11 protein-coding genes are annotated in these 11,988 nt (G+C 72.2%); 2 read left to right on the forward strand and 9 right to left on the reverse strand.

Annotated elements, in window-relative coordinates:
- The 7 genes from H5J29_RS08020 to H5J29_RS08050 all read right to left on the reverse strand — a co-directional run.
- Positions 1-336: Gfo/Idh/MocA family oxidoreductase (locus tag H5J29_RS08020; protein ID WP_181780276.1), on the reverse strand; the 336-nt coding region annotated here is incomplete at its 3' end.
- Positions 337-417: 81 nt separating this feature from the next.
- Positions 418-837, reverse strand: coding sequence for a Zn-ribbon domain-containing OB-fold protein (locus tag H5J29_RS08025; RefSeq protein ID WP_181780277.1), 420 nt, complete (start codon positions 835-837; stop codon positions 418-420).
- A complete protein-coding gene (locus H5J29_RS36150) occupies positions 834-2,021 on the reverse strand; it encodes a thiolase family protein (protein ID WP_220187116.1) in 1,188 nt (395 codons plus the stop codon). The genes H5J29_RS08025 and H5J29_RS36150 overlap by 4 nt, the downstream gene beginning before the upstream one ends.
- Complete coding sequence (locus H5J29_RS08035) at positions 2,014-2,499, reverse strand: MaoC family dehydratase (RefSeq protein WP_181780278.1); 486 nt, start codon at positions 2,497-2,499, stop codon at positions 2,014-2,016. Before H5J29_RS08035 ends, H5J29_RS36150 begins: the two co-directional genes overlap by 8 nt.
- A 51-nt stretch (positions 2,500-2,550) precedes the next feature.
- Positions 2,551-3,309, reverse strand: a complete 759-nt coding sequence (locus H5J29_RS08040; protein WP_181780279.1) for an enoyl-CoA hydratase/isomerase family protein — start codon at positions 3,307-3,309, stop codon at positions 2,551-2,553.
- Between the two features lie 87 nt (positions 3,310-3,396).
- Positions 3,397-4,011 carry a TetR/AcrR family transcriptional regulator gene (locus H5J29_RS08045; protein ID WP_181780280.1) on the reverse strand — a complete coding sequence of 205 codons (615 nt, stop codon included), beginning with the start codon at positions 4,009-4,011 and terminating at the stop codon, positions 3,397-3,399.
- A 105-nt stretch (positions 4,012-4,116) separates the two neighbouring features.
- Complete coding sequence (locus H5J29_RS08050; RefSeq protein WP_181780281.1) at positions 4,117-5,262, reverse strand: PucR family transcriptional regulator; 1,146 nt, start codon at positions 5,260-5,262, stop codon at positions 4,117-4,119.
- A gap of 88 nt (positions 5,263-5,350) precedes the next feature.
- On the opposite strand from H5J29_RS08050, the gene H5J29_RS08055 reads away from it, so the two are divergent.
- Positions 5,351-6,952: a class I adenylate-forming enzyme family protein gene (locus H5J29_RS08055; RefSeq protein ID WP_181780282.1), complete on the forward strand. Its 1,602-nt coding sequence runs from the start codon at positions 5,351-5,353 to the stop codon at positions 6,950-6,952.
- Here the strand turns inward: H5J29_RS08055 and H5J29_RS08060 are convergent.
- Positions 6,907-8,727 carry a class I adenylate-forming enzyme family protein gene (locus H5J29_RS08060; RefSeq protein ID WP_181780283.1) on the reverse strand — a complete coding sequence of 607 codons (1,821 nt, stop codon included), beginning with the start codon at positions 8,725-8,727 and terminating at the stop codon, positions 6,907-6,909. The genes H5J29_RS08055 and H5J29_RS08060 overlap by 46 nt on opposite strands.
- Positions 8,728-9,034: 307 nt before the next feature.
- On the opposite strand from H5J29_RS08060, the gene H5J29_RS08065 reads away from it, so the two are divergent.
- On the forward strand, positions 9,035-10,231 hold the full coding sequence (locus H5J29_RS08065) for a CaiB/BaiF CoA transferase family protein (protein ID WP_220187117.1): 1,197 nt from the start codon (positions 9,035-9,037) through the stop codon (positions 10,229-10,231).
- Here the strand turns inward: H5J29_RS08065 and H5J29_RS08070 are convergent.
- On the reverse strand, positions 10,203-11,988 hold a 1,786-nt coding region (locus H5J29_RS08070), incomplete at its 5' end, for an ATP-dependent DNA helicase (RefSeq protein ID WP_181780285.1). The two genes, H5J29_RS08065 and H5J29_RS08070, sit on opposite strands and share 29 nt — an antisense overlap.

Genomic DNA, 11,988 nt, shown 5'->3' on the forward strand with positions numbered 1-11,988 from the left:
CCGCTCGGCCTCGGCGGTCCCGTTGCCCAGTGGCCACTCGCACAGCACCGCCTTGCCCGCGGCCAGTGCGTCGCCGACGAGCCGTTCGTGTTCGGGCACCTTCACCGTGACGACCACCAGGTCGACCTCGGGATGCTCGGCCAGCTCGCGGACGTCCGCGCAGGCATGGGGGACGCCGTGTGCCTCGGCGCCTGCCCGTCCCGACTCCGGTGAGCTCGCCGACGAGGCGCGCACCGAAAACAGCTCGGGCAGTGCCCGCAGCGCGGGCAGGTGGGCGGTCGCGGCCCAGCCCCGGCCGGCGCTCAGCCCGACGACACCGACCCCGATGCGGTCCATCGGTCCTCCTCGATCGGTCCGGACAGCGGAAAGGGGTCGCGCTCCGCCCGACCGCGGAGCGCGACCCCAAGAGTCGCCTGCCTACGCAGGCAGCCCGAACCAGGGCACCGGGCGCGCGGTCATCTCGTCCGCGTCGGCGCCACGGAAGACGACCTCGCCGTCGAGCGTGTACTGCCCCCAGTCGCCCTCGGCGTCCGGGTGGAGGCGGGCGAGGAACTGCACGTCGCCGGGGAGCTTGACGATCCCGACGGCGTAGGGGAGCTGGTCCTCGAAGCCGGTGGGCGAGCCGACCCGGTGCACGGCGAAGCTGTGCAGGATCCCGCTCGTCGGGGCGGCCACGAAGTCCAGGTCGTCGGCGTAGCAGAACGGGCACAGGTGCCGCGGGTACATGATCTGCCGGTCGCACGCCTTGCAGTGCTGCACGACGAACTCGCCGCGGCGCAGCGCGTCGCGGTACGGCTCGGTCAGAGCGTCCATGCCCGCGTCGTTCGAGCTGGTCATGCCGAGACCCCTTCCAGGAGCAGGACCTGCGAGTCCATGTACGTCCCGCCGGAGCCGCCGAGCGCCGCACGGGTGGCGCCCTCGACCTGACGCTCGGGCCCGGCGCGGCCGAGGAGCTGGCGCACGCCCTCGGTGAGCAGCGCCGTGCCGCCGCCGACCCCGGTGTGCCCTGCGGAGAGCAGGCCGCCGTTGGTGTTGACGGGCAGCCTGCCGCCCGGGGAGAACTCGCCGCGGGCGAACATGCGCGCGGCCTCTCCCTTGGGCGCCAGGCCGAGGCCCTCCAGGCCGCTAGTCAGCACGGCCGCGTAGGAGTCGTAGATCTCGGCGATGTCGACGTCCTCGGGGCCCCACCCGGCTGCCTCGTAGGCGGCGGGCGCCGCGATCTCCCAGCCGAGCTTCCCGACCTCGCGCTCCTGGCCGATGCTGTAGTGCGACACGCAGCCGCCCTCGCCCGCGAGCCGCACGACGCGGTCCTTGCCGAGCTTGCGGGCGTTGCCGCGGCTGGTGAGGACGAGCGCGCAGGCGCCGTCGGCCAGCATCGGGCACTCGAAAGCCCGGATCGGGTCGGTGATCATCTTGGAGCCGAGGACCTGCTCGACCGTGAGCTTCTTGTCCTTGTACATCGCGTTCGGGTTCAGGTTGGCCCAGTCCCGCAGCGCGACGCACACCGACGCCATGTCCGCAGGCGTCGATCCGCTCTCGAACATGTACCGCTGCTGGATCAGCGCGCCGACGGCGTTGAAGCTGACGCCCGACTGCTTCTCCCACTCCCGCGGGATGCCGTTCGCGGTGAGCATGTCGATCATCTCGGTGACCGGCGCGGAGCCCCACTTCTCGGCCTGCAGCACCAGCACGTTCTTCGCGTGCCCGCTGTCGATCAGGCCCGCCGCGGTCCGGATGGTGTTGTCGCTGGTCGACCCACCGGAATGGACCATGTACTGGCACTTGACCTTCTTGTTCAGCCCCAGCTCCTCCACGATCCGCGAGAAGACCAGGTCGGCCTGGTCGGCGGGGGAGTGCAGGCAGGGGATGAGCAGGATGGTGTCGATGTCGGTCATCGTCAGCCCGGCGTCCTTCACGGCGGCGACGCCGACGCGCACCAGGTCGCCCATGAACGGGCGGTTCGGGTAACGGCCCGAGGGCTGCTCGCCGATGCCGATGAACACCGGCTCGGTGTCACTCACCTTGATCTCCTTCGGGAATGCGGCGGGCGCGGAGGACGAAGCGGAACCGCATGACCTCCTCGTCCTTCTGGTTCAGGACCGAGTAGTCGATGTGCACGGTCCCGTAGTGGGGCTTGTGCCCCGGGACCGCCTCGACGACCTCCGCGCGGACCCGGAGCGTGTCCCCGGGCCGGACGGGCGCGAGGGCCCGGAGGTTCTGCGTCTCGACGAACGCGACGATCGCGTCCCCGAGGAAGCCGGACAGCCCGACGAGCCCGACCGCGAACCCGTAGGTCAGCGGACCGTGCGCGATGCGGCCGCCGAACTGCGTGGAGCGGGCGAACTCCTCGTCGGTGTGCAGCGGGTAGTGGTCGCCGGTCAGCCCGGCGAACGCGGTGATGTCACCGATGTCGACGGTCCGGCCCGCGGTGACCACGGAGTCGCCGACCGCGAAGTCGTCGAAGGTGTGCCGCAGGCGGTTGAAGGTCTGCTCGCTCAACGTGCTCTCCGGTGGATCTACAGGGACTGCGCGGTCACGAGGGTGCGACCGTCACAGGGACAGCGCGGCGAGGGCCTCGTGGGTCAGGCCGAGCGCCTGCTGCTCGTGGATCAGCCGCTTGATCTCGCGGGTCAGCACCACGCGGGAGTAGCGGGCGCCGAGCGGCGGCTTCGCGGCGATCCGGGCGGCGATCTCGCGGGCGCGGGGGAGGACCTGCTCGGGGGGCAGCACCTCGTTGACCACGCCGAACTCGAGCGCCTGCTGGGCGTCGAGGGTCTGCTCGGTGAGCAGGAAGTAGCGGCCGCGCTGGGGGCCGAGCACGTGCATCCAGCACACGTGCGCACCGTCGCCCGGCACGATCCCGTTCGCGAAGTGCGGGGAGTCGGCGAAGACCGTGGTGGTCGCCGCGATCGTGACGTCGGAGAGCACCGGGATCTCCGGGTGCACGGTGGCCGGGCCGTTGATCGCCGCGATCACCGGGACCTCGATGTCCATCAGGTTCCGGAGCAGCCGCTGGCCCTCGAAGATGATCTGCGACCAGTCCTTGGCGGTGCCCAGGCTGAACTTCGTGAAGTCGATCTCCGAGCAGAACGCGTCCCCCACACCCGTCAGCACCACGGCGCGGTTCTCCGCGTCGCAGGAGATGTCGGTGAAGCAGTACGCGAGCTCGTCGTGCACCTGGGGGGTCCAGACCAGGCTCTTGCCGTCCGAGTGCAGCGTCACCTCCAGCACGCCGGCCTCGTCCCGCTCCAGCCGGATGGTCTCGTACTTGGTCGCGTAGTCGTCGAACGACGGAGCGATCAGCGCCATTGAGCTCGCCCTTCTGCTTGAACAATCGTTTGTTATCAACCTAGCAGCACGGCTCCGCGAGGCACAAGAACCGTGTGGCAGAGGCGCTCAGGAACGCCGGTAGAGACCGCTGAGCAGGGACGCGGCGAGTGCGTCGGCGATCTGGTCCGAGGTCGCCGGGCCGGAGGGGGAGTACCACTCGGGGGTCCAGTTGAGGGCGCCGAGGATGCCGAGCACGGTCACCTTGACGTCGAGGCCTGCGTCGAACTCCTCGTCGACCACCCCGGCCCGGACGGTGTGGGTGAAGAACTCCTCGTAGTGCCTGCGCTTCGTCAGCAGCCTGCTCCGGTGCGGCTCCTCCAGGAAGCGCCACTGGTGGAAGACGACGAGGGTGCGCTGCGGGTTCTCCGCCACGATGCGCAGGTGTTCCCGGATGACGGCGTGCAGCGCCTCGCCCGCCGGGAGCCCCTGCTCGTCGACGTGGTCGGCGGCGGCGTTGAAGCGGTCGACCCCACCCTCGATGATCTCGAGGAGGACGGCGTCCTTGCTCTGGATGTGCGCGTAGAGGCTGCCCGGCAGGATCCCCACGGCCTTCGCGATGTCGCGCATGGTCGTGCCGGTGTATCCCCGTTCCCCGAACAGGCGGGTGGCCGCGTCGAAGATCAGCTCACGGGGCCCGGTGCGTGCCGCGTTCGCGGGGGCCGGGCTCGGCTCGAGGCTCATGGGGTACCGCTCTCCTGTCGACTGTCCGTACTCGACCGGAGTCGGACGGCCTCATGGTAAACAATCGTTTGTACGCCGGGGTACCCACGCGGTCGCCCTTCCGGGTCATGTCGGCCGGATGCTCGCGTACTCCAGTGCCCACCAGACCTCGACGAGGACGTCGGTGTCGGCCAGGTCGGCACCGGTCAGCTCGGTGAAGCGGGCCAGTCGGTAGCGCACCGTGTTCTCGTGCACCGACAGCTCGCGGGCGGTGGCCGCCACCGAGCGCCGCAGCCGCAGCCAGGCGGTGACCGTCCCCAGCACGTCGGAGTGTCCCGCTCGACCGTCGACCAGGTGACTCAGGTAGCGGCGGTGCAGGAGCTCGCCGAGCTCGACCTGCTGCTCCACCGCCACCCGCACCGACAGGGACGAGCTGTCCACCAGCCCGGTCCGCCCGTACCGGACCGCGACGGTGAGGACGCGGGTCGCCTCGGTGAACGCCGCGGGAACGCCTCCGAGATCCACGGGCCCGGCCACCGCGATCACCGTCCCCGCGAGCTCTCGCGGGGGTGTGGTGGTGATCCCCACGATGTCGTCGTCGACCGGCGCCACCAGCGGTGTCCGCCGCTCGCCGGAACCGTGCTCGAGATGGCGCGCCACGCGCTGTGTGTCCTCGCCGGGCTGCTGATCGCGCGCGCGGACGACCCAGTAGCGGGAGCCCGGCAGAATGCCGTGCACGGCGCCCCCGGAGACCAGCTCGGCAGGGTCCAGGCCGCCCGTGAGCAGCCGTTGCAGCAGGGCGATCCGGTACCGCTCGTCCCGTCGCGCGGCGTCGATCTCGACCTGCTGCCGGGCCGAGACGAGGACGCTCGAGAAGCGGTCGGTGAGGTCCCAGAGGCGGGTGGTGCCCGCGAGCACGGTGGCCGTGTCCGCACCGGTCGCGGTGGCCTCTTCGACGAACGCGTCCCGCAGGACGGCGAGCACCGCGCGGTAGGCCTGGACCACGGCGTCCGACGGGACCCCCTGCAGGGCACGTCGTTGTCCCGAGGCACGCTCGTCCTCCTCGACCCCGGGGAGGAGGTCGGTCCGCCCGAGGGTGGCCACGACGCGCACGACGTTGCGGTGGCAGGAGCGGCGCAGGTCGTCCTCGGGGACCCGGCGGTAGTCCGGGTGCTCCCGCAGGACGGCGAGCTGGCTCTCGACGAGCTCCGCCGCGCGCCGTTCGAGCCGAGCGGCGACGGCGACCAGGAGCTCTGCGGACGCGTTCACCATCGCTTTGGAGATGCCTCCGAAGTAGGGCAAGGAAGTCTGTGACTATTCCATATCCTGCGGGGTCGGAGGCCTTCTAGCGTCGATCCCCATGACCGATGCGACGGCGACGGCGCCGCAGGCAGCACCCACGACCTCCCAGGCTCCCGACGGGGCGTCGCCGACCGCGGCGCAGGTCCTGTGGGCGACGGCGGCCAGGTCGCCCCACCGGATCGGCGTGACGGACCTCGACTCGACCGACCGTCCGGGACCCGTCACCTACGCGGCCCTGGCGGAGCGGGTCGCCGCGGTGGCCGGTGGGCTCCGCGACGCCGGGCTGCAGGTCGGTGACCGGGTGGCCCTGCTCCTGCACAACGGGCACGCCTACGTCGAGACCTCTCTGGCGGCGAGCGCGGCGGGCCTGGTCGTGGTGCCGCTGAACACCCGGCTCGTCCGGGAGGACTACCTGCACATGCTGACCGACTCGGGCAGCAGGCTGCTGGTGACCTCGTCCGAGTTCCTCGTGAAGGTGCCGGAGCTCCGCGAGGTCGAGGGCCTGCAGGTGCTCGACGCGGACCAGGGGGCGGTCGACGACCTCGCCCGCCGGGGCACCCCCGTCGACGAGCCGGTGGTCTGTGCCCCGGAGGCACCCGCCAGCCTGATGTACACGAGCGGCACCACCGGGGCGCCGAAGGCCGTCATCCTCACCCACCGGTCCTGGGCGCGGGTCGCCGACCGCACCGAGGAGGTCCTCGGCTACGCCGCGGACGAGGTGATCCTCCACGTCGCGCCGCTGACCCACGGAGCGGGTTTCCTGCTGCTGCCGACGTTGCGAACCGGCGGGCACAACCTGCTGTGCCGCAGCTACGACGCCGCCCGCACGGTGACCCTGATCGACGAGCGCGGCGTGACCGGCATGTTCCTGGTCCCGTCGATGATCCGGATGCTGCTCGACGCGCTGCCGGAGGGCTGGACACCGCCCGACACCCTGCGGCGCGTCTACTACGCCGGGTCCCCGATCGACCCCGGGACGCTGCGCGAGGGCACCGAACGCTTCGCCGGGCGGATGGTCCAGTCGTTCGCGCAGATGGAGTCGCCGATGTTCTTCACCGTGCTCGACGCGGACGACCATCGCCGCGCCCTCGCCGATCCGGACTCCTCGCTGGTCCGCTCGGCGGGGCGGGTGCTGTCGGGCGTCGAGCTGCGGATTGCCGACGACGACGGTGTGGCCCTTCCCCCCGGCGAGGACGGGGAGATCTTCGCCCGCGCGCCGCAGACGATGGCGGGTTACTGGAACCGCCCGGACGCCACGGCGTCGACGCTCACGGACGGCTGGCTGCACACCGGCGACATCGGCCACCTGACGGACGACGGCTACCTCTACATCGTCGACCGGAAGAAGGACATGATCGTGACCGGCGGGTCCAACGTGTACGCCCGCGAGGTCGAGGACGTCCTCGGCACGCTGCCGCAGGTCGCGGAGGCGGCCGTGATCGGTCTGCCCGACCGGATCTGGGGCGAGGCCGTCACCGCGGTCCTCGTGCCGACCCCCGGGACGGGCACCGAGCAGCGCGACGACGCCGCGGTCATCGCCGCGTGCCGGGCGGGCCTGGCGGGCTACCGGGTGCCGAAGCGGGTGATCTGGGTCGACGAGCTGCCCCGTAACGCCTACGGCAAGGTGCTCAAGCGCGCGCTGCGGGAGCGGTTCAGCTGACACCCCGGCGGGGGACCGGCGGGTTCGTCCTGGGGGCACGGACGGTCACCCGTCGCGGTGCCCGAGGCCTGCAGCAGGCCCTGGGCACGCTGGACGAGCAGGTGCTTGCGCACCTTCCCCGTCGAGGTCCGCGGCAGCTCGTCGGTCTCGCAGAACAGCACCGCCGCAGGGACCTTGAACCGGGCGAGGCGGGCCGCGCAGTGCCGGGTCAGCTCCTCGGCGCTCGGCGCCGGGACGCCGTCGTGCGGGACCACCCAGGCGCAGCCGACCTCTCCCATCCGTTCGTCGGGGAGGCCGACCACGTAGGCGTCCGCCACCGCCGGGTGTGACAGGAGGACCTGCTCGGTCTCGGCGGGCATCACGAGCTCCCCGCCGCACCGGTAGGTGTCCTTGCTCCGTCCGGTGAGGACCAGGTATCCCTGCTCGTCGAGCAGCCCGAGGTCACCGGTGCGCAGCCAGCCGTCCGCGGTGAACGCCTCGAGCGTCTCCTGGGGCTTGTTGTAGTAGCCGCGCGTCACCGACGGACCGCGGACCACCAGCTCGCCGACCTGGCCGGGCGGCACCCTCGTGCCCGTGGCGGGATCGAGCGCCGCGTACTCGGCGAGCAGACCCCCGAGCGCGGCGTCGCCTGCGGCGCCCGCGGGCTTCGGCGCGCCGTTCGTCGACACCAGCCGCTCCGTGGGGTCGCCGGGGCGGGTGCACACGGTGGACGCCGTGGTCTCGGTCTGACCGTAGGCGGTGAAGATCTCGTCGACACCCAGGACCTCGCGCATCTCGGTCCACATGCCCGGCCGGTGCGGGCCGCCGGACGAGAACAGGGTGTGCAGCGACGTCAGGTCGTAGCGCCGCTCGCGCGCCCGCGCGAGGACCTCCGAGGTCATCGACGGCACACAGATCAGCTCGTCGATCCGGTGCCGTTCGACATCGGCCAGGAGTCGGTCCGCGTCGAAGGTCGCGTGCAGGCGTACCGCACCGCCGACGAAGAGCGCGGCGAGCAGTCCCTCGACGTAGCCGAACACGTGGTGCAGGGGCAGGGCGAACGCGAGCCGCCAGCCGTCGCCGAAGGCGCGCACGAGGGCGCTGGAGTAGGCGGTGCGGAGCAGCCCGTCGTGGCTGAGCTGCACGCCCTTCGCCGCACCCGTCGTGCCGGAGGTGTAGAGGATGTCCGAGACGCCGTGTGGGTCCACCCGGCCGGTCGTCTCGACGGGATGGCCCAGCAGCCGGGCGAAGGGCACCCCGCGCGACACCGGCCCCGCCGTGCCGAGGACGACGACGTCCCGCAGCTCGGGCAGGGACCCCTCACCCGCCCGGCCCGGCGGTCGCCGGTCCCAGCCCGGGGCGATCCGGTCGAGTGAGTCGAGGTAGTCGAGGTCTCTGAACCGGTCCGCCGTGACGAGGAGGCGGGCGTCCGACTGGGCGAGGACGTAGCGCAGCTCGTCGTGGCGGAGCTGGGTGTTGACCGACACGGTGACGGCGCCGACCCGGGCGAGGGCGAACCTCAGCGCGACGGTCTCGGGGAGGTTCGGGAGGTCGACGGCGACGTGGTCCCCCCGGCGCACGCCCATCGCCGTCAGGCCGCCCGATAGCTCGCGTGACCAGGAGGACATCCGCGCATAGGTGACCGGGGCGACGTCTCCGAGAAGGAGCGGGCGGCCCGGGTGTCGGGTCGCGACCTCGTCGAGGAGCTCGGCGGAGGTCTGCGGGCTCCATCGCGGGCGCTGCGCCTCGAGAGCACGGCCCCGCTCCGCCGCGTACGGTCGGACGGTCCTGTCCATCAGCGACGGCCCTCGTTCCTGCCGACCCCGGTGCCGGCGGACGTCAGTTGTACTTCGCCAGAGAGCCGGAGTCCACCGGCCGAGTGACTGCTGCGCCTGAGAACAATCGTTTGTTGTCGAAGGCTACGAGGCTGTGAACCGCCGTGTCAACGCTTCGGCCATGATCACACGGCTCGATGGTCTTCGCCAAAACAAATGTCTGTTTGCTTCTCGTCGCCGCGCGTCGTACCGTCGGGTCGCCCGGCCAGTCCGGGCCGACCAGGTGACGGCAGCGGTGCCCCTGCGGGGTGGAAGGCGGACCGGAGCGGTGAGCAGCGCCGAGACGTTCGAAGGCATCCGGGTCCTCGAGCTGACGACCACGATCGCGGGCCCCTACAGCGCGATGATCCTCGCGGACCTCGGCGCCGAGGTGATCAAGGTCGAGCGCCCCGGTGGGGGCGACGACGCGCGGAGCATGCCGCCCCACCGGGGAACGGGGCCGGAGGCCGAGAGCTCGGTCTTCCACGCCGTGAACCGCAACAAGCGCAGCATCGTGCTCGACCTGAAGGACCCGGCCGGGCGGGAGGCGTTCCTCCGCCTCGCCGAGACGGCGGACGTGGTCGTGCAGAGCTACCGGCCCGGGGCGGCCGACAAGCTCGGGCTGGGCTGGGCGGACGTCCACGCCCGCAACCCGCGCGCCGTCTACTGTTCGGTCTCCGCCTTCGGCGACTCGGGCGCCGCAGCGGGCCTGCCCGGCTACGACCCGTTGATCCAGGCCTTCACCGGGATGATGAGCATGACCGGGCAGCCGGGTGGGGCGCCGGTCCGCGTCGCTCCGTCGCTCACCGACCTCACGACCGGCATGTGGGCCGCCATGGCGATCATGGCCGCGTTGCGCCGCCGCGACCTCACCGGCGTCGGCGAGCACGTCGAGGCCACGCTCGTCGACAGCGGTTTCGCCCTGCTCTGCCACCAGATCATCGGCATGTACGCCACGGGGGCCACCCCGGGTCCGCTCGGCTCGGCCTCGCCGATCACCGCGCCCTACGAGTGCTTCGAGACCTCCGACGGCTGGGTCATGATCGCCGCGGGCAACGACGGCCTCTTCGCCAGGCTCTGCCGCGCCCTCGGCGTCTCCGAGCTGCTCATGGACGAGCGGTTCGTCGGCTCGGCCGCCCGGGTCGGCAACCGCGAGGTCCTGCACGAGATCATCCAGGCCTGCGTCGGCAGGTTCACCACCGAAGGCTGCCTGGCGGTGCTGCGCGAGGCCAAGATCCCGGTCGGACCGGTGCACGACCTGCGAGAGGCCGTCGAGCACCCGGTCGCCGTGGACCGCGGGACGGTCCTCGACGCGGCGGTCGCCGTCGGTGAGCCGCCGTCGCTGCCGATGGTCCGGCTGCCGATCGACGACGCCGGGACCTCCCGACGGCGACCACCCCGACTGGGTGAGCACTCCGAGACCGTGCTGCGGGAGAGCGGGTTCTCGGACGACGAGATCACGAAGCTCCTCGAGAGCACCACCTGAACGAAAGGAGGCGGTCGCGATGAGGCGACTGCTCACAGGGCTGGCCGTGGTCGCGGCGGGAGTGGGCGGCGGTGGCCAGTGCGGAGCGGGCTCCGGTGGTCTCGTCGGGGTCGAGGAGTCCGGCCAGGGCGGCGATGGGGTCGCGGTGGATCGTCTGGTCCGCGCGGCCGTGCGCGGTGTCCTCGACGGTGCTGAGGGTGGCGACGTGGGCGGTGTTGGTGTCGCGGCCGCGGGACATGCCGACGTAGAGGGCGGCGGGTCCGGTGCGGGTGGTGACGACGGTGTGCGCGGTGTCGACAGTGGCGCCCTGGGCGGCGTGCACGGTGGTGGCGTAGCCGAGCGCGAGGTGTTCGGACACGTAGTCCGGCGGCAGCACCATGCGGGCCGGATCCCGGTCGTCGCCGGTGGGTGTGGTGGCGACTTCGAGAGAGCCGTCCGGGCGGACTGCGGTGATCTGGTAGGTGTCGCGGTTGATCGGGCCTCGGCGGTTGCCGTCGTGTCCGGCCAGGTGCCAGCCGTTGCGGCGGGCCTGGACCAGGTCCCCGACGCCGGCGGTGGTGCCGTCGAGCCCGAGCGCGACGCCGTCTTCCTGGACGCGGCCGAGGCGGACGAGCTCGGCGCGCAGCTCGGCCGAGAGGCGGGCGGCCTGCTCGTTGGTGTCGACCAGCAGCAGCGATCGGCGCCCGGTGAGGGTGTCGGCCAGCCACGCCCGGGCGGCGGACTGCTCGGCCTGGGTGGCGGTGCCGGAGTCGAGCAGTCGGCCGTGGCGGTGGTAGTCGCGCAGCACGGTCTCGTCCCCGGCGCGCAGCCGCAGCGACGCCTCCCGCTCCCAGCCCGACGTGAACCGGCGGGCGTCGGCGAGCTCGTAGCGCGGACCGGAGTTCGCGAGCAGGTCCATGCCACCACCGGCGCCGACGGCGGCGAGCTGGCGATGGTCGCCGACCAACAACAACTTCGCCCCGGCCGCGTCCACATGGCCGTGGATGGAGGCGAGCGCGTTCGTGTCGGTCATGGCGGACTCGTCAACGACGACCAGGTCGCCGGCGTGCAGACGCCACGCCGAGTCCTGCTGCACGGCCTGGCGCTCGGCGACGGGGGCCGCGAGGCGGTCCTGGGTGGCCAGCCAGCGGGCCACGTTGCGGGTCTGCAGGCCCTCACCGGCCAGGACGTTGGTCGCGACCTGGGAGGTGGCGAGCCCGAACACCCGCCGCGCCGGGGCGTCGGCTGGGTTGGAGGTTGGGTCGGTCCATGCGCGGGCCAGAGCGCCGACGACGAAGGACTTGCCGGTCCCGGCCGGGCCGACGAGGGTCTCGACCCGGGCTCCGGAGGTGAGGACTCCGCGGACCGCGGCGGCTTGGTCCGGGCCGAGGGTGATGCCCTGCTCGGTCAGGTCGGCCAGGAATCGGGTGGCGGCGTGGGTCGGGCGCGCGGCGCCGCCACCTTGGGTGGCGGCGGCGCTGAGGAGTTGCTCGATCTTCACGTGGTCCGGTGTGGCGTAGAGGCGGGCGCCCGGCTGTTGGTAGACCGACTCGCCGTTGGCCAGGCGCAATGCGGCCGGGAGGGCGTCCTCGCCGGGGCGGGCGGCGTCCATCGGCGTGGCGAAGGTCAATGCCCGGTCGGTGAGGCCGTCGAGCAGCTCGGCGACCGCGGCGCCTTCGGCGAGTCCGAGATGGTCGGGCAGCGCGGCGTTGATCGCCGCGGTCAGGTCCGCTCGGGTCCAGGTCGACTTGCGCGCCTGCACGTCGGCGAGCGCGGTC

This window comes from Pseudonocardia pini, assembly GCF_013870575.1.
Classification (GTDB): domain Bacteria; phylum Actinomycetota; class Actinomycetes; order Mycobacteriales; family Pseudonocardiaceae; genus Pseudonocardia; species Pseudonocardia pini.

Bases quoted from the DNA above. Each gene is read 5' to 3' on its own strand.
- H5J29_RS08050 (WP_181780281.1), bottom strand. From the start codon at position 5,262: ATGGTGAACGCGTCCGCAGAGCTCCTGGTCGCCGTCGCCGCTCGGCTC.
- H5J29_RS08045 (WP_181780280.1), bottom strand. From the start codon at position 4,011: ATGAGCCTCGAGCCGAGCCCGGCCCCCGCGAACGCGGCACGCACCGGG.
- H5J29_RS08055 (WP_181780282.1), top strand. From the start codon at position 5,351: ATGACCGATGCGACGGCGACGGCGCCGCAGGCAGCACCCACGACCTCC.
- H5J29_RS08040 (WP_181780279.1), bottom strand. From the start codon at position 3,309: ATGGCGCTGATCGCTCCGTCGTTCGACGACTACGCGACCAAGTACGAG.
- H5J29_RS08060 (WP_181780283.1), bottom strand. From the start codon at position 8,727: ATGGACAGGACCGTCCGACCGTACGCGGCGGAGCGGGGCCGTGCTCTC.
- H5J29_RS08025 (WP_181780277.1), bottom strand. From the start codon at position 837: ATGACCAGCTCGAACGACGCGGGCATGGACGCTCTGACCGAGCCGTAC.